Below are 19073 nucleotides of genomic sequence, written 5' to 3'. Positions count from 1 at the left end.
GTTCATAATTAGATTGATTTTTAAGTGATGAACCCTGAAAAGGAGGCTTTTCATTGGAACATTTACTGCAAAATTTACTGTCAGCGGAAGATATGAAAAAGAATTTTGATGAATCTAAGCCTAGTTTTAATGCTCAGGAGGCATTAGATGAGGCGAACCGCTGCCTGTACTGTTATGATGCACCTTGCATTACGGCCTGTCCGACTGAAATTAATATCCCAGGTTTTATTAAAAAGATTGCATCCGGAAATTTAAAGGGTTCGGCAAAAACAATTATGGAAGCGAATCCTATTGGAGCAAGCTGTGCACGTGTTTGTCCGACAGAGGAATTGTGTGAGGGGGCTTGTGTACTTAATCATTCCACGAAACCGATTATGATTGGAGACCTACAGCGCTTTGCAACCGACTGGTCGATTAAAAATGAACAGGTATTGTTTAAAGCTGGAGAGAAAAACGGCAAGCAGATTGCGATTGTTGGCAGTGGTCCAGCAGGCTTATCGGCAGCCCGTGAACTGGGTCGGCTCGGCTATACGGTGACGATTTTTGAAGCTAAAGACGAAGCTGGCGGATTAGACACGCATGGTATTGTTCCGTTTCGGCTTCCAAAGGATATTTCCTTATGGGAAGTGGAACAGGTTAAGAGCTTGGGTGTTGACATCCGCACAAATACCGAAGTAGGCAAAGATATTGTTGCAGAGGATCTTGTGGATAATTATGATGCGGTTATCCTTGCTGCAGGAATGGGGAAGGTGCCAATGTTAGGAATCGAGGGAGAAGATTTAGCAGGTATTTACGACGCTATTGATCTTGTTGAAGAAGTAAAGAACGGAAATTATCCAACTGAATTTGCTGGGAAGCGCGTTGCTGTTATCGGTGCAGGGAATACTGCGATCGATGGTGCAACGACAGCGGTGAGACTCGGTGCGGATAGCGTTAAAATTCTCTACCGGCGGACGGAAGTGGAAATGTCTGCGTATAAGTTTGAATACGACTTTGCCAAACAGGATGGTGTGGAATTCAGGTGGTTAGTTGCCCCGAAGCGTTTGATCGGTGATGGTAGTGGTCATGTCAAACAGATGGAATGCGTTCGTATGGAATTAAAGGAAGCGGAATCAGACGGGCGCAAGCGGCCAATAGAAATAAAGGGATCTGAATTTCTAATGGATGTTGATATCGTCATTAAAGCAATTGGTCAGACACGGCATCATCAGTTAATTGAAGCATTTGACCTGGACCATCAGGGTGGGGTTGTCAAAGTAGATCCTGTAACCTTCAAAACGACCGAACCGAAAGTCTATGCGGCAGGTGATGTAGTCTTTGCAAAGGGTATCGGTGAAGCGATGGCCGTATCTGCAGCACAGCAGGGAAAAGAGACAGCGTATGCGGTACATCAGCAGTTAAAAGGGTCTAAAGAAAAGGTTTAAATAAAAAATGTGATGGGAGGATGAATATGGCTGATATCAGTATCAATTTTGCAGGAATTAAGTCTCCAAATCCTTACTGGCTTGCATCTGCACCGCCAACGAATACAGGTTATCAGGTACAGCGTGCATTTGCAGCCGGATGGGGCGGTGCCGTATGGAAAACACTTTGTGAACCGGTGTTGAATGTGACCTCGCGTTTTGGCGGGTATCACTTTAACGGTCAGCGGGTAGCCGGTTTTAACAATATTGAATTGGTTTCCGACCGGCCGATTGAGGAAAATTTAAAAGAAATCTATGAAACAAAGAAACGCTTTCCGGATCGGGTCATTATTGCCTCATTAATGGTAGAACCAGAGCGGGATAAATGGCACGAAATTGTCAAACGGGTACAAGATGTCGGGGTAGATGGTTTTGAGTTAAACCTCGGTTGTCCGCATGGGATGTCTGAACGAGGAATGGGTTCAGCGGTAGGCCAGCATCCGGACCTAGTAGAAAAGTCAACGCTATATGCCAAGGAAGTCGCAGAAGTACCGGTCATTACGAAATTAACACCGAATATTACCGATATTACCGCGACAGCAAAAGCTGCACAACGTGGTGGCGCTGATGCAGTCAGTATGATCAATACAATTAATAGTTTAATAGGCGTAGACATTGATACGTGGAGTCCAATACCGAATGTGAATGGAAAGGGAGCGCATGGTGGTTACTGCGGACCGGCGGTTAAACCGATTGCGCTGAATATGATTGGTGAATGCGCACGGCAACCGGACTTCCATATCCCGATTTCGGGGATTGGCGGCATTTCTACCTGGCAGGACACGGTTGAGTTTATGCTGATGGGTGCCGGCGGTGTGCAAATATGTACAGCAGCCATGCATCACGGATTTAGTATTATCGATGATTTGACCGAGGGCTTGAGCAATTATTTGGATGACAAAGGGATTGCATCTGTTAGTCAACTAGTTGGGAAATCAGTTGAAAAATATACAGACTGGAGCAATTTGGATTTAAATCACCGAATAGTTGCACGCATTAATAATGATATTTGCATTAATTGCAATAAGTGTCATATCGCCTGTGAAGATACTTCCCATCAATGCATCGATATGCTGGTCGATGAAAATGGCAATGATTATTTAAAGGTCAGGGAAGACGACTGTGTCGGCTGCAACCTTTGTTCAATTGTTTGTCCAGTTGAGGGGGCAATCGATATGGTGGATCTTGAGCCAGCCGAACCGCCAATGTCCTGGAATGACCGGCAGGCAGCTTTGCAAGTGATGAATAGTAACAGCTGATTTTCATTTGTTAGCATTTTTTAAGTTATAGGAAAGTATAAACATTCAGGCTGCGTTAATGTCACTTTCTGCGACAGCCACGTCCGGCTCCAGCGTCCAGCAACTAGCAAACTTCACACTTCTCCACTACGATAAGTCAACATCGGTTCGCTTCCAGCTCACCGTGTTTCCTTTATCTCATTGCGAAGTGCTCCAGTTTGTACGTTTCTAAACGGGCGCTTACGCCTTTGTTACTAAAAGTTAGTTCTGAAAATAAGCAAACGGAAAAGGTGGAGGATTTCGTGAATGAAACTGAGTAATTGAGGAGGAAGCTGTTTGACGATCAAACAGCTTCGTGATCCTCAATAAATTAAAAGGGGAAAAACGATGGGAAAGACTAATGAAAACAACAACTCGTACCTAAAGTCACCGGATTTACTTCCAATTGGTTATAATCAGCGGAAGATAGGAGTCATGGGATTTTTTGCAATGTGGGTTGGGATGGCCATACTTTTAGCAACCTTTGATATCGGCGCCTCCGGAGTTCAAAGTATTTCCTTGCCCTGGGTAGTACTGGCAACGTTGATCGGCTGTATTGCGGTTGGTATTTTTATTTCAATTGTCGGAGATATCGGGGTGGAACATGGCTTGTCTTTTCCAGTTTATATGCGAGCACCCTTTGGTATAGTTGGAACTCATATCCCCTCGATAGCACGAGCAGTCACAGCATCATTTTGGTTTGGGCTAAATACGTATTTCGGTTCAACCGCGATCAATTCGATCATCCATACGATCAATCCGGAATTTGATAACTGGTTGTTATGCTATTTGATATTTGCCATTGTACAGTTAATTAATACTGCTTCCGGTATTAAATGGGTGGAACGCTTTGCCGATATTGCTGCCCCGATCATTATTATTTTATCCTTGATCATCTATAACACGTTAACAGCGGATATTGCCGAACAAGGTGGCAATGTATGGGCTTGGGCAGCAAGTCCAGTTACAGGAGGCGCCGCGGTTACAGCATTTATGATCGTTATTTTTGCCAATATGGGTTTCTGGGCAACACTGGGGTGCGATATCCCGACCATATCACGGTTTTTTAAGGCACCTAAATATGAAAGAAATTGGTTTAAACGAAACAGAACGAATTTGATCGGTAGCCTGATTGCCATGCCATTGACGGAAACATTTATGATCATGATTGGTGCGGCAGCCTTTATGGTTGCAGGCAGTTCTAACCCGGTTATCGCGTTACAGGAGACTGCTTCCGGCTGGATGCTGGCAATGCTGCTTCTGATGATTGTACTGACACAGTGGTCCACGAATACGGCTGCAAACATCGTACCTGCTGCTGCTATTTTTTCAAATGTATTAGGGCCAAAAGTATCCAATGCGATTGCAGTATTTGTTGTCGGGATTGTCGGAACGGTTATTCAGCCTTGGAGTGTCTATGAAATATTGACTCAGGCGTTGTTATTCTTTGGGGCCGTTTTGTCAGCGATAAGCGGGATTCTCGTTGTCGATTATTATATGTTGCGGAAGCGAAGGGTAAATGTACAGGAACTATACGAGCATGACGGACAGTTCAGGTTCCATGGTGGTGTAAACATCGTTGGTTTTATTGCTTGGGTGATTGGCGGTATTGTAGCCATTCTTTTCATGGATTATTCGTTTATCGTCGGATTTATTATAGCAGGAGCTGTTTACTATGTGCTGGCTAAACATTGGTACTTCAAAAAATTTCCACAGGCCGAAATAGAGGATCCAAACGACGAAAAATACTTGGGAATTACCGTCGGACGCGATTGGGTAATTAAGGAAAGTAGTGGAGAAAGTCAGGAAGAAGTAGTAGGTTAATGGATAAAGGAGGGAACATGGCCTTGTCAAGCTATGATGCATTTCTATCAGAAAAACGTCAAGTGGATGATTTGGTGAAAAAAGGGTATATCATGACGGCTTCAAAAGGTACGCTTGATGGAGATGTAGTCGAATTCGAGAATAAAATGACTTCAGATAAAAAGACAATACGTTTAACACACCCGGATAGTCGAAAGTATTTTACGACATTGTACATCAAGCAGCAAGAACAAATGACTGAGTAAACACAAGAGAGAAATGGAAGGGGAGGCAAAAAATGATGGAAAAACAAAAGGTACTGATCAATGGGAAACGGCTAAAAAATACCATCGAGGAGTTCGCTGATTTTGGCAGAACCGAAAACAATGGTGTTACCCGCTTAGCATTGTCTGACATAGATCTTAAAGCTAGGAAGCATTTCCAATCCGAGTGTGAAAAGCTTGGAATGACGGTCGTGTGGGATGATATGGCCAATATGTACGCAACATTGCCGGGAATAGATAATGATCAGCCTCCAGTGGTTGTAGGGTCCCATTTGGATTCCGTAAAAAAAGGTGGACGTTTTGACGGTGTGCTTGGTGTATTGACAGGACTGGAAGTTGTCCGGACCATCGTTGAAAATGGCATCAAGCCTCAGGTGCCTATTGTAGTTGCCAATATTACCAATGAAGAGGGGGCGCGATTTGAACCCGCGATGATGTCTTCCGGTGTGCTTTCCGGCTGGTTTGATAAATCGACCATGTTGCAGTCAACAGACACGGAGGGCATTACATTTGGGGAGGCACTAAAGAACAGTGGCTTTGCAGGAAAGGAAACAAATCGGTTAACAGATGCAGCTGCCTTTTTAGAGTTACACATTGAACAGGGGCCTGTGTTAGAAAGTGAATCACTGCAGATTGGTGTCGTTGAATGTGTGGTTGGGATGGTCAATTATGAGATCGAGGTTAGCGGTGATTCCGACCATGCGGGTACAACTCCAATGTCAATGCGAAAAGATGCCTTATTTGCTACCAATAATTTAATTACTGAAATACGTGAGAAAATGAACAAACTGGATGATAAATTGGTCTATACGATTGGCAGAATGAATGTTAGTCCAAACATTCATACCGTCATTCCCAATAAGGTTGTGTTTACCCTTGAGGCAAGACATCAGGATGCCAAAACCATCAGGCAAGTGGAGGAAATTATTCAGGGGCTCCCTGAATCCACTGGCAGAGAAAAATGTGAGGTGAAAACAACGAAACAATGGGATCGGAATACAGTATGGTTTGATGAGAAAATCGTAAATGCAGTAGAACAATCAGCGAAAAATATCGGATATTCCTATAAGCGCATGGTCAGTGGTGCCGGACATGATGCACAGTTTATCGCAACATATATTCCAACTGCTATGATCTTTGTGCCGAGTGTAAACGGTAAGAGCCATGCGGAAGATGAATGGACACCATGGGAGGACTGTGAAAACGGAGTAAATGTTATGCTGCAGGCCGTTTTAGATCTGACGGCAAAGTAGTTGTTCTATGGGGAATAGTTGAAAGAAATCAAGATGATCTCTTTCAACCATTTCCGGTAACATTTGAAATATAATAGGCCTTAATAGCAAGCTCCAGGGCTAGGCGATTGCTCGGTTCCATAAAATCTTTCCCAAGTAATTCTCCTATTTTTCGGAGACGATGATACAGTGTTTGCCGGACAATAAATAATTGCTCTGCAGCCTCTTTTTTGGAACCGCGGCAATTCAAATATACTTCCAGGGTTCTTAATAGTTCGCTTTTCGTTTCCTGATCATACTTGATTAAGGGTGTCAGCAAATCGTTAATGTAAGATTTTAAATGCTCACCTCGATGATCGAAAAGCAATCGATACACGCCAATATTTTCATAGAAAATGGATGATTTGATGTTAGCCTTCTGTAAGAAAAGAACTTTTTTAGCTTCTTGATAACTGGTTGCTAAAGCGGATATATCTTTATTAATCTTACTAATTCCTAAAATACATGTACTGCCGTCAAAAATATTTTTGACACACATATCCATTATTGCCTGCACGATGGGAGAAAATTTAGCTATCCCTTGTTCGGATTCATCTTTTACCCGAAAGGATGCAATAATAGCGGTATCACTTTTACTTACAGATACAGCAGGGTAGAACCCGTGTTTTTTAAACAAAGAGCGGAACATCACTGATCGTTGCAGTTTTATTTCGTTCCAATCTTCCTCTTCGGCGTTAATTTCCGGTCGATTGTTTTGCATTAAAATCAGCCTGTAATGAAAATTATTCGCAGACAAAGGTACTATGGTGTGGAGTTCGTCAGCATCGTAGTCCTTTCCATGTAATAGGTTTCGAACAACCTTATCTTCTATATTCTGTTTTCGCTCTTCAATAGTTCTGTTTCTTAACGTAATTTGTGCAATGGATAGTGCCGCTCGATCCATCACGGAGAAAAGAAAATCCTTCAATACGTTTTGACCAACCTGCAAGCATAGATAACCCCAAATTTGCCCTAATCCTTTAACTGCTACTACAGCAAATTTCCCTTCATCTAGTGAAATGAAGTTTTCCTTTGCAGGATGGAAGTCAAAATCTGATAAGTGTGAACGAACTTTTTCTTCTATGTACTTTGTTTCGGGTGGGTAATAATATGACCGCGCCTCATCCGTAATATATAAGGTTTCTTCTTTTAAATAAGTATTCAGTTCCTGAAGGATTTTCAAAATACCATTGGGCAATAATGAAAGCTCATTAAATTTCGTTGATAATTCATTTAACTGACTGAGCATTTGGTGGTGTTGGTTAATGATTAGGGAATGAAGGTCCTGCGTAATATCAACAAATTTTACAAAACGATCAAATACAATGATGGGGAATTGATATTGATTGGCTAATTGTATCACCTCATTGGAAATATGAGTGACATGTGTGCCAATTTCTACACAAATCCCTGCTGCATTTCTATTAATTAAATTCCTGAAATAAGTCAACTCCGTGGAAGAGTCGAGTTTCAGGCCAGCGCCGGTGGTTAGAATTAACTCACCACCATTGATTAGGGAATCAAATTTGTTCGTTTCTAAAATATGTGTCCATCTTACCAGCTTATCTAATCCCTCATTTCCGGCAATCACTTTGGCAGTTTTAAAGATATCTCTTTGCAGAATATCACTTATGGTTAATTCGAATTTTCCGATCAAAATGCATCCCTCCACAATGTTAAAGCAATTCATGTATCATGTTACAAAGTGTGAAGTTACAATGTTTATAATTCTTTGTAAAATAAATTATGAAGGATCGGTAAGAGGCTGTCAACACAAGGACGACTGATTTAGGAGGGAATAACAGCATTGGGTAGTAACCGCTTACAATAATAGGTTATGGACAAAGGATAAAATCAATTATTGGAAGGAGAAAGTGGAGATGAAGACTGCTAAAGATGCAAGGCAATCCCAATCTATTGTGGAGAAAGACCGCGAGAATGTGTGGCATCATATCTCACAATATAACGACAAGAAACAGCCAGTGGTGGTAACGGAAGGAAAGGGAGCATGGATCACTGATTATGCTGGCAATAAATATTTGGATGGCATGTCAGGATTATGGTGTGTAAATGTTGGCTATGGTCGCGAGGAGCTGGCGCGGGCAGCATATGAACAAATGCAGCAGATGGCTTACACATCGATGACGCAGAGCCATGTACCAGGAATTGAACTTGCTGAAAAGTTAAATGAGCTGCTTGACGATGACTATATGATCTTTTATTCCAATAGCGGTTCTGATGCCAATGAGGTTGCTTTTAAAATCGCCCGGCAATACCATCAGCAGAATGGAGAACCGGCAAGACATAAATTTATTTCGCGTTACCGGGCCTATCATGGTGGATCATTGGGGGCATTATCGGCAACAGGGCAGGCATTAAGAAAATATAAATATGAACCGCTTACCTCCGGGTTTTTACACGTTTCACCGCCTGATAATTACCGGAGACCAGCTGGGGTATCGGTGAAGGAATATAATTTGCAACGGGCACAGGAACTGGAAGATAAAATTGTCTGGGAGCAAGCAGAAACTGTTGCCGGTGTCATTATGGAGCCGCTAATCACGGGTGGAGGTATTCTGATTCCGGATCGTGTCTATGTGGAAAAAGTACAGGAGATTTGTAAAAAGCATGGTGTTTTATTAATCATCGATGAGGTTATTTGCGGATTTGGCAGAACTGGAAAAATGTTTGGCCATCAGCATTTTGATATCAAACCGGATATGGTTACGATGGCGAAGGGACTGACCAGTGCTTACTTACCGTTGTCAGTTACCGCGGTTCGTAAAGATATCTATAAAACCTTTGAAGATAATGGAGAAAACAGCCATTTCCGTCATGTGAACACGTTTGGCGGCAACCCGGCAGCTTGTGCATTGGCGCTCAAGAATATTGAAATTATGGAACGGGAGAATTTGGTGGGAAGATCTGCGGTATTGGGTGAGCGATTACAACAGGAGCTTGCCGAATTGGCAGACCATCCATTTGTTGGTGATGTACGTGGTTTAGGCTTTCTCATGGGAATTGAAATGGTGGAGGACAAAAATACGAAGAAACCAGCCTCACCTGATCGCGTGAATAAAATCATCAGTGATTGTAAAGCGAGTGGCCTGATTATTGGCAAAAATGGTGATACGGTAGCTGGATATAATAATATTTTGGCAATATGTCCACCACTTTCTTGCACAGATGAGGATTTAGCGTTCATTATCTCTGTTGTAAAAAAGGTATTTAAAGAAAATGCGTCTTAAAAAATCAAATAACAAGACTTTCTTATTAACAAAAAAGCGGGAGGTAATTCATATATGACACAAACTCAATTAAAGTCGCTTAAAAATTATATTGGTGGGGAATGGATTGAGGCTGTATCGGATAAGACTGCGGAAGTATACAATCCAGCAACAGGAGAGGTTATCGCACAGGTACCCCTTTCAATAAGTAAAGATTTAGACAATGCTGTGGCAGTAGCCTCCGAGGCGTTCCAGTCGTGGAAGGAGGTTCCAGTCCCCAAACGTGCGCGAATTCTATTTAAGTATCAACAATTACTGGTAGACCATTGGGAGGAACTTGCCGAACTGGTTACTGTTGAAAACGGCAAGAGCTATAAAGAAGCTTATGGGGAAGTTTTACGCGGGATCGAATGTGTAGAATTTGCTGCGGGAGCACCTGCTTTATCAATGGGATCACAATTGCCATCGATTGCGTCAGGACTGGAATCGGGCGTTTATCGCTATCCGATCGGAGTGGTTGGAGGAATTACCCCATTCAACTTTCCAATGATGGTTCCGTGCTGGATGTTTCCGATGGCGATTGTAACTGGGAATACGTTTGTGTTAAAACCGTCCGAACGTACACCGCTTCTGGCTAATCGTCTGGCGGAATTACTGGAAGAGGCCGGCTTGCCAAAGGGTGTATTTAATATTGTTCATGGAGCACATGATGTTGTAAATGGTCTATTGGAGCATGAAAAGGTTGGTGCTATTTCGTTTGTTGGTTCACAGCCTGTAGCTGAGTATGTGTATAAAAAAGGAACGGAAAACCTTAAACGTGTTCAGGCGCTTTCCGGAGCTAAAAACCATTCAATCGTTCTTAAAGATGCTGATTTGGAGAATGCTGCAACACAAATCATTAGTGCTGCGTTCGGTTCGGCTGGAGAACGCTGTATGGCCTGCTCTGTGGTAGCAGTGGAAGAGCCAATAGCCGATGAACTAATTGAAAAACTTGTACAGAAGGCAAATGAAATTAAGATTGGCAATGGTTTGGATGAAGGTGTTTTTCTCGGACCCGTTATCCGTGATCAGCATAAGGAACGAACACTCCAATATATTGAAACAGGTGAAAAAGAAGGTGCGACACTTGTTCGGGATGGAAGAAATGATGAAAGTATTAAACGAGAAGGGTATTTTGTCGGGCCGACTATCTTTGACAATGTCACGAGCGAAATGAAGATTTGGCAGGATGAAATATTTGCGCCAGTCCTATCTATTTCCCGGGTGAAAAATCTTAAAGAAGCTGTAACATTAACAAATAAATCACGTTTTGCGAATGGTTCGTGTATTTTTACCAATGATGGTGGAAGTGTTCGTGAATTCCGTGAAACGATTGATGCAGGTATGCTTGGAGTCAACATCGGTGTACCGGCGCCAATGGCCTTTTTCCCTTTCTCGGGTTGGAAAGATTCTTTCTATGGAGATCTTCATGTGAATGGGAAAGACGGGATTGAATTCTATACGCGTAAAAAGGTTATAACGACTCGCTGGATATAAGCAGTATACGAAATGATCAAAGGATTTTGCCATAATGTCCACTTACTATCTGGAATAAATCTGAGGTAACCGTGTAAATAAGGAAAGTGGCACACCAATAGCGGTGTGCCACTTGTTTATGATGACGTTATCTGCTAAACAACAGTACGTATCATTTATAATGGATTTTCTAAAAGATGAATAGTGAGGGAGTATATGTAATGTCAATAAAAAAATAAAAAAAGCAATAAAGAGTGTCATGATGGGTTTAGCTAGGAAGATATTATTCGCAAAAGTAAAGCAGGACCGGCACCATCTTTAATATAAAATTTTGGCATAAAGCACCTTTGGCAAGGAATTAAGGGTGCTTTTTCTTTGATGTATTATTGAAAGATAAAAAGCTTTTACTGTCCACTTAATTTTATCACGCATTAACGGGCAGTAGTACCTCCACCTCTAAGTGTGAGTAAACCAAAAATGGGAAGGTGGGTATAACAGCCCGTAAATTTCTGATTTTAGGAACAAAGACTAAGAATGCCACTGCCTTATGCCTTCGTCTTTGTTACCCACATCGTGTGAGCCTCAACTAACATTCAGTGAGGGAGGAAGGGCAGGCTAAAACCGTCACATCCCGTGACAACGCCTGCACTAGCACGTCCTGTGCCGTAGGAAACCCCCACTGAATGAAATTTCCCTTTATTCCGAGGAAATAACCTGGTTATGCAAAAAATAGTAGATTATGCAATTATTCATAAGAAACCAAATCTATTTTGTTTTTTAAAGCTTGGTGATGCTAGATATAAGGTTGGCACAGAAATTGCATTTATTAAAATTATCCGAATTATTTTGGATCAAAGGGGGATTTTGTGTGATTGAGTACCCGTACCTTGTTCAATTGTGTATCCTTCATTTTAGTATCGCTTTTAAAGTTATTAAAAAGAGATCAATGATTAAAAGGAGAGTTATCACATGACGGAAAAAGACACGCTAAAGCGTTCACTTGGACCTTGGGCCATTGTTGGACTTGGTTTAGGTTATATGACACCGACAGTTGTATTTGATACATTCGGGATTGTATCGGAGGAAACGAATGGTGTTGTCCCACTTGCCTATATTGTTGCGTTAATTGTGATGTTATTTACTGCTGTAAGTTATGGAAAGATGGTGCAAGTGTTTCCTAGTGCAGGTTCCGCTTATACGTATACGAGGGAGACAATGAATCCGCATCTTGGATTCTTGGTTGGCTGGGCTGCCCTATTGGATTACTTGCTGCTGCCAATGGTCAATGCACTGATTATTCGAATTTATATGGAATCCGTTTTCCCTGATGTTCCCGCGTGGATTTGGGTTGTAGGCTATGTCATTATTGTGACTGGAATTAATGTCTGGAGCATGGGAAAAACATCTAGTTTGAATTCCATTCTCGTTACCTTTGAAATTGTTTTAATCGCCGCCTTTATTGTCCTTGCGTTTGTTAAACTGTATAACGGTATGGGACAGGGCACAATCTTGACAACTGCACCACTTTTTCACGCAAATGTAGAGATGACCGCGGTTTTGACAGGCGCAACGGTTGTATGTTTCTCATTTATAGGATTTGATGCGATTACAATGTATACAGAAGAGGCTAAAAATTCTAAAGTGATGCCCAAAGCAATTATGCTGACAGTGCTTATTGGCGGAGGTATCTTTTTTGTTGCAGGTTATTTTGCCCAAGCCCTGTTCCCGGATGTATCCAATTTTAACGTAACGGATGATACATTGCCTGAAATCGGTTTGTATGTCGGCGGAACCATTTTTAAAATGATATTCCTGGCCGGTGCTTTTGCAGCAACGACAGCGTCCGGACTTGCGTCACATGCAAGTGTCTCCCGCCTATTGTATGTAATGGGGCGAAATGGGGTACTGCCGCGAAAGGTATTTGGCTATGTCCATCCGAAATTCCGAACCCCAGTTTACTCGGTTATTATAGTTGGAGTTGTATCGTTGCTTGCAATATCTCCAAGCCTGGAATTGATTTCTGCTGTTATAAATTTTGGGGCATTGATTGCCTTTACATTTGTTAATCTGTCTGTCATTGCTTATTTTGTCTTCCGTAAAAAGAGGTACAAAACGCCAAAAGATTTTTTCTCCTACGTAATAATGCCGGTTATAGGGGCTGGCCTAACCGGGGTCTTATGGTATTTTCTCCATGCTGATGCACTTATTGCTGGACTCGTTTGGATTACTATCGGCTTTATTTATATGCTTTTCCTGACTAAATTTTTCAGAACCAAAATGGCAGATTTTGAAATGGATGAGGCAGAGAAGTCAGCTGCACTCTAACTCAAGCAAATCAACAGAATTTGCTTTGTTGCTTACTTTAACAAAATGTAAAGTGTAATGGAAAATTTTATCAATTATTACTGGAAAAAGTATTTTCATAGAGTGCGTGTTCAAAAGTTGCCAATTTGGGTCTGAATGGCGGAAGGATAATTTTGAGCAGTGGAGTGTAGGAGGTCACAACTATCATTTACTGACTCTTTGATATCCTTTAATAAAGGAAAATGATTTGTTCAATCTGAATTATTACCAGCAGGTTAAGGGGCATCACATTATCTGCCTAATTGAAAAAGAATACCTATCACAATTTGCCAACATGAATTGTAAACAAACAAACTTAACTGGATATTTAATCATTTACAGAAAATAATTATTTGGAGGGGTTGAGCTTGGGAGAGAATATGGTGCAATTGGAAAATGTAACAAAACAATTTGGCAACTATAAGGCGGTTAATGAGTTAAATCTGAATGTCAGGGCAGGGGAATTCCTAACTTTGCTTGGACCTTCAGGGTGTGGGAAAACGACAACATTACGTATGATTGCCGGATTTGAAAAACCGACTTCTGGTAGTGTGAAAATTGGCGAAAAAAAGGTTGATCATGTTGAACCATACAAAAGAGAGGCGAACACGGTATTCCAAAGTTATGCCCTATTTCCACATATGACTGTTTCTGAAAACGTGGCATTTGGGCTAAAAATGAAAAAAATCAATAAACAGGAAATAGCAGAACGTGTTAAACAGGCACTGAAAATGGTTCAACTGGAAAGCTATGGGGATCGAAGTGTTAAACAATTAAGTGGAGGCCAGCAACAGCGAATTGCCATTGCCAGAGCGATTGTTAACAATCCAAAGGTCCTACTGCTTGATGAGCCGCTGGGCGCCCTTGACTTAAAACTGCGGAAACAAATGCAAATGGAGTTAAAACGTCTGCAGAAGAGTCTGGGCATTACATTCATTTATGTAACCCACGATCAGGAAGAAGCATTAACGATGTCAGATCGGATTGTGGTCATGAATGAAGGGGAAATTGAACAAACGGGCAGACCGAATGAAATATATGAAAAACCGAAGACTCGATTTGTAGCAAATTTCATCGGTGAAACAAACATTTTCAAGGGGGTGGTTGATAACCTGAATGGAAATTATGCCTCGTTGAAGGTTGCTGGTCAACATGTTCTGATTCCCAAAAGCAGCAATCTTAAAGAAGCAGAAGAAGTATATATTTCCGTTCGACCGGAAAATGCCAAAATATCGGACCAACAGCAGGATAACCTATTTGTACTAACTGGAGAGTTTAAAGAAAAAGTTTATATTGGAACGACAACTAAAATTGTTGTGGAACTTAATGGCGGGATGGAAATGATTGTTCATGAATCCAACGGGAAAATGGATGGCGTAAAAAAGGGTAATCCAATCTCCGTTAGTTGGGAGCCAGCCGATTCTGTCATTTTACGGTAAGTTCATTGCAAATTCACGAATCAAAAATGAATTGGAGGTTAGGTTCACGAATGAAGAAATTTATCTGGTTGATCACGTTTGGTGTTTTACTTATCGGCCTATCTGCTTGTGGATCTGCAGACGATGCCACAGCTGACTCTGGAGACGAGGAACTTGCAGACGAATTGTACTTTTTCAATTGGGGTGGATACGGTGACGAAGCAATTATAAAGGATTTCGAAGAGAAATATGGTGTCAAGGTGATCTATGATACGTTCAGTTCGAATCAGGAAATGCTTACAAAGTTAAACAAAGCAAATGTACCATATGATATCGTTGTTCCGACGGATTACATTGTGGAAAGAATGATTAAACAGGGTCTTCTTGCTGAACTTGATATGGATAATATTCCAAACTTCAAAAACATAGAAGAAAAATTTCAAAAGCCGGAATATGATCCAGGCACAGATGGTAAAAAATATTCTGTTCCTTATATGTATGGAACGGAAGGTATTGCCTATAACGAGACGAAAGTAGAAAAGCCGACAAGTTACGAAGATCTATGGAATCCAAAATATAAAGGGCACGTAACCATTCAAAATGATTCACGGGAATCCCTCACAATGGCTTTGCAAAAACTTGGTTATGACGCGAACAAGCCAAATGAAAAAAATTTAAAAGAGGCAAAACAAGCGCTAATCGATTTAAACCCAAATATTCTTAAGTATAGTTCAGAACCCGATGCTGATTTAGTCAATGGAACAGCTTGGATATCCCATACTTATAACGATTCAGCCGCAAGAGCCTATAAAGAAAATCCCAACATTAAATTTGTCATGCCTGAAGAAGGGGGGACTATTTGGGTCGACAATCTGGTAATTCCGAAAACATCTAAACAAAAATACACTGCGGAAGTATTTATTAATTTCGTATTAAGTGCTAAGGTAAGCGCAAAATTGTCGGAGAATACACCTAGCAGCAACCCAAATGAAGCAGCAAAGGAATTGATGAGTGGTGAATTGAAAAATAATCCAAATTCCTATCCTTCTATTCCAGAAAGTGCTGTGTATTACAAAGACTTAAAACCAGAGCAATTGCAAATGATGAATCGAACCTGGCAAGAGGTACGAGCCAAGTAAAAACATACATGGGGATATGCTTGTCGGGTTGATGAACAACTTTCCCCATGTTCCGTTGATACAATTGTTTTCATTATTGCTTGTGAAAGGCAGGTGTAAAAATGAGAGTCAAAACAAAAAGAATATTGTTTGTCTATTCGATGCTTGTATTCCTATTCTTTTATATCCCGATGATTGTATTGATGATATTTTCATTTAATGATTCAAAGCTAGGAACGGTATGGACAGGCTTTACCTTTGACTGGTATTTTAAACTGATTCATGACGAACAAATAATAAATGCACTAAAAAACAGTATTATTGTAACCATGATTACAACATTAATTGCGAGCATTTTAGGTACACTGGCAGCACTTGCGATTCATCGCTACAAGTTTTTTGGCAAACAAGTTGTAAATTTTTTGTTTTACATACCGGTCGTCATTCCTGATATTGTTGTTGGGGTTGCACTACTTGCCATATATGGCTGGTTGCATGTTACATTGGGTGTTCCTACGGTGATTCCCGGTCATGTAGTGATTACAACATCATACGTCATGCTTGTAGTCGTTGCCAGGTTATATGGGTTTGATTCTTCATTGGAAGAGGCCGCAAAAGATCTTGGAGCCAATAGCTGGCAGACATTCTGGAAGGTAACTTTTCCGTTAATTTTTCCGGGAGTATTAGCTGGTGCACTCATGGCTTTCACTATATCACTTGATGAGTTTGTGATTGCCTTTTTCAATACGGGACCTGGTTCAGGTACATTGCCTGTCCTGATTTATTCAATGGTGCGAAAAGGGGTTTCGCCGGAAATTAATGCTCTTTCCACAATCATGATTTTCTTCATCGTTATCATGGTTCTAGTTGTTGGTAAAAGAATGACGCAGACCAAGAAATAGAAAGGAAGAAATACATGATAAAAAATATTAAACTGGCATATTCACTGCTATCACCAAGTATGCTTTGGCTGCTTTTGTTTTTAGTCATTCCGGTAGCAATGATTGTCGTCATTAGTTTTACGGTTAGTGATGGGTACGGGGGAACAATCTATGAATTTAGTCTTTCATCGTATAAGCTGGCATTTAGTTCCTTTTATTTAAAGATTATATGGCAATCCGTCCTTTGGGCATTTGCTGCATCTGTCATTTGTCTTGTCATGGCCTACCCTTTTGCTTATTTTATTGCACGTGTTGATAAAGGGAAGAATATATTATTGTTTTTAGTAATGATTCCATTTTGGTCAAATCTTGTTGTTCGTTTGTATTCTTGGAACGCATTGTTAAACGATGGTGGGGTCATTAATAATATTTTAATGCACTTCGGAATTATCTCAGAACCAGTCAAAATGTTATATACATCCTTCGCCATTATTGTTGGATTAGTCTATGGGTTTCTCCCTTTTATGATATTACCTATCTATTCCTCCATTGAACAGTTGGATAAGTCTTATTTGGAAGCGGCAGAGGATCTGGGTGCAAATCCAGTTAAAACATTTTTTAGAGTTACCTTACCGTTAACATTACCGGGGATCATTGCTGGCTTTATTATGACCTTTGTCCCTGCAATCAGTGTATTTGTAGTTGCCGATTTATTAGGCGGGAATAAATTGGTGATGGTTGGAAATGTCATTCGTGATTCGTTTTTGGTCGAGATGAACTGGCAACTCGGTGCAGCACTTTCGATCCTATTGATGGTTTTGGTACTGTTATCTGTTTTGCTTTTTATGAAATTTACATCGTCAAAAGACAAAAAGTTTCTGTTTTAAGGTTTATAGAGGATGTTCAAAAAGTCACCAAATGATAAGCTGCGAACTCTAGAGTTGGCGGAAGGGGATCTTCTGCTAAAACCGCCCACGACAATCGCCAACAGCAGAAGTCAGCACGTCCTGTGCAAGCCCGCTCCTCATGTACCTTTTTGTGTACATTCCGGTGCCGGGAGCTACGCCGCCTCGACCTTCAAGACACTCTTCGGCAACTTTTTGAACACGCACTTATATTAGGCTTTTAAAGAGAAAGAAGGAGTGAAAAAATGGAGCAACAGTCATTATGGGAAGCTACGGCAAACGAACGGAAGGAACGGCAGGCACTTCAAGGGGAACAGCATTGCGATGTAGTTGTAATTGGCGGTGGTTTTTCAGGATTATCTACAGCCTACCATCTTCAGCGGAAAAACTGCCAAACCATTATTTTGGAAAAAGAAAGTGTTGGTTTTGGTGCCAGTGGCAGGAATGGTGGGGAGGTGCTGACTGGTTATATCGGTTCAATGGAGTTACATGCGAAGAAAAAGGGATTAGAAGCAGCAAGGCAAATGTGGCAGCTTTCGCTCGATTCTATTGATCTTATTGAACATATAATCAATACACATCAAATTTCTTGTGCATTTAGACGAAATGGAGACTTTCATGCTGCATATAAACCTTCACACCTAGATGGAATGAAAAGGGAGCAAGAGGTGATGGAAAGAGATTTTGACTATAAAAAAATTAAGGTTGTTGAAAAGCAGGATCTTCATTCGGAATTAAACACACCTTTTTATCACGGTGGTCGAGTCGATGAGAGCAGTGCTCATTTTCACCCACTTAATTATGCGCTCGGGTTAGCAGAGGCAGTCGAAGAGATGGGGGGAACAATTTATGAACAGTCAGAGGCTTTGAGTTACCGAAAAGAGTCTGGTAAGGTTGTCGTAAACACCAACAAGGGAAGAGTAATCGCTAAAGAGCTTGTTATTGTTACAAATGCTTATTCAGGGGATTTTCAGAAAACGATAAAAAAGACCATCGTTCCTGTTGAAAGTATTATGATCGCAACAGAACCTCTTTCTGAAGAACTATGTCAGGACTTAATCAAGCATGATAGGGCCGTATCGGATACAAAGAATTTGCTTTACTATTTCCGGCTGACAGCGGATCATCGGTTGGCATTCGGGGGATCTGGACGTTCCTCAAGCAAACGAGATCAAGAGAATCTTTTCAATAACTTACGTGCGGGGATGATTACTGTTTTTCCGCAATTGAAGAATGCGCAAGTGGACTATCGCTGGGGAGGTAAAGTCGGCTTTACGCAGGAAATGCTGCCATACATGGGGCAATTGGAGGACGGATCGTATTATGCGTTTGGTTTTGCCGGACATGGTGCTGCAATGTCTTCCATGGCTGGAAAACTAATTGCAAAAAATATACTCCATGAAGGCGGAGGAGACAACCCGCTGGAAAAAGCCCGATTACGTCCCATACCATTTCACAGTCAACATGCAAAAGCAGTAGGCATGATGAAATTTTATATGAAGTTCCGTGACCGTATATCGTAGAAAGGGTACGTATCGATAAGGAATTATTATTTTATAAATTGTAGC

The 19073-nt window shown here is 41.2% G+C and carries 15 protein-coding genes; 14 read left to right on the top strand and 1 reads right to left on the bottom strand.

Translation table 11 applies throughout. From position 1 onward, the window contains the following. The first annotated feature begins 92 nt into the window (after positions 1-92). From IEX12_RS08995 to IEX12_RS08975, 5 genes are all read left to right on the top strand, one after another. Entirely contained in the window at positions 93-1424 is a 1332-nt protein-coding gene (locus tag IEX12_RS08995) for an NAD(P)-dependent oxidoreductase (RefSeq protein ID WP_188724985.1), read from the top strand. Between the two features lie 26 nt (positions 1425-1450). Further along, positions 1451-2722, top strand: a complete 1272-nt coding sequence (gene preA, locus IEX12_RS08990) for an NAD-dependent dihydropyrimidine dehydrogenase subunit PreA (RefSeq protein WP_155555324.1) — start codon at positions 1451-1453, stop codon at positions 2720-2722. A 366-nt stretch (positions 2723-3088) separates the two neighbouring features. Further along, the gene (locus IEX12_RS08985; protein ID WP_155555323.1) at positions 3089-4564 is read left to right on the top strand and encodes an NCS1 family transporter; all 1476 of its coding nucleotides are present in this window, start codon (positions 3089-3091) and stop codon (positions 4562-4564) included. A gap of 23 nt (positions 4565-4587) precedes the next feature. Beyond that, positions 4588-4809, top strand: coding sequence for a hypothetical protein (locus IEX12_RS08980; RefSeq protein WP_088050925.1), 222 nt, complete (start codon positions 4588-4590; stop codon positions 4807-4809). 35 nt (positions 4810-4844) lie between these two features. Further along, positions 4845-6080, top strand: coding sequence for a Zn-dependent hydrolase (locus tag IEX12_RS08975; protein WP_155555322.1), 1236 nt, complete (start codon positions 4845-4847; stop codon positions 6078-6080). Between the two features lie 43 nt (positions 6081-6123). Here the strand turns inward: IEX12_RS08975 and IEX12_RS08970 are convergent, their stop codons facing one another. Then, positions 6124-7755 carry a PucR family transcriptional regulator gene (locus tag IEX12_RS08970; protein ID WP_230856197.1) on the bottom strand — a complete coding sequence of 544 codons (1632 nt, stop codon included), beginning with the start codon at positions 7753-7755 and terminating at the stop codon, positions 6124-6126. Positions 7756-7978: 223 nt separating this feature from the next. On the opposite strand from IEX12_RS08970, the gene IEX12_RS08965 reads away from it, so the two are divergent. From IEX12_RS08965 to IEX12_RS08925, 9 genes are all read left to right on the top strand, one after another. Then, positions 7979-9346, top strand: coding sequence for an aspartate aminotransferase family protein (locus IEX12_RS08965; protein ID WP_155555321.1), 1368 nt, complete (start codon positions 7979-7981; stop codon positions 9344-9346). A 54-nt stretch (positions 9347-9400) separates the two neighbouring features. Continuing rightward, a complete protein-coding gene (locus IEX12_RS08960; protein WP_088049305.1) occupies positions 9401-10861 on the top strand; it encodes a CoA-acylating methylmalonate-semialdehyde dehydrogenase in 1461 nt (486 codons plus the stop codon). Positions 10862-11560: 699 nt separating this feature from the next. Further along, complete coding sequence (locus IEX12_RS08955; protein ID WP_155555320.1) at positions 11561-11716, top strand: hypothetical protein; 156 nt, start codon at positions 11561-11563, stop codon at positions 11714-11716. 93 nt (positions 11717-11809) lie between these two features. Beyond that, positions 11810-13165: an APC family permease gene (locus IEX12_RS08950; RefSeq protein WP_088049306.1), complete on the top strand. Its 1356-nt coding sequence runs from the start codon at positions 11810-11812 to the stop codon at positions 13163-13165. A gap of 398 nt (positions 13166-13563) precedes the next feature. Then, a complete protein-coding gene (locus tag IEX12_RS08945) occupies positions 13564-14622 on the top strand; it encodes an ABC transporter ATP-binding protein (RefSeq protein WP_140392724.1) in 1059 nt (352 codons plus the stop codon). 50 nt (positions 14623-14672) lie between these two features. Further along, complete coding sequence (locus IEX12_RS08940; RefSeq protein ID WP_088049308.1) at positions 14673-15740, top strand: ABC transporter substrate-binding protein; 1068 nt, start codon at positions 14673-14675, stop codon at positions 15738-15740. Positions 15741-15841: 101 nt separating this feature from the next. Continuing rightward, entirely contained in the window at positions 15842-16621 is a 780-nt protein-coding gene (locus IEX12_RS08935; protein WP_088049309.1) for an ABC transporter permease, read from the top strand. Positions 16622-16635: 14 nt separating this feature from the next. Then, positions 16636-17487: an ABC transporter permease gene (locus tag IEX12_RS08930; RefSeq protein WP_102415688.1), complete on the top strand. Its 852-nt coding sequence runs from the start codon at positions 16636-16638 to the stop codon at positions 17485-17487. A gap of 263 nt (positions 17488-17750) precedes the next feature. Next, on the top strand, positions 17751-19028 hold the full coding sequence (locus IEX12_RS08925) for an NAD(P)/FAD-dependent oxidoreductase (protein ID WP_188724965.1): 1278 nt from the start codon (positions 17751-17753) through the stop codon (positions 19026-19028). Positions 19029-19073: the final 45 nt, after the last annotated feature.

It is taken from the genome of Lentibacillus populi, assembly GCA_014642895.1.
GTDB classification, from domain to species: domain Bacteria; phylum Bacillota; class Bacilli; order Bacillales; family Amphibacillaceae; genus Lentibacillus_C; species Lentibacillus_C populi.
Note: the sequence above shows the minus strand (reverse complement) of the source record. Positions and strands in the feature narration are given on the sequence as shown.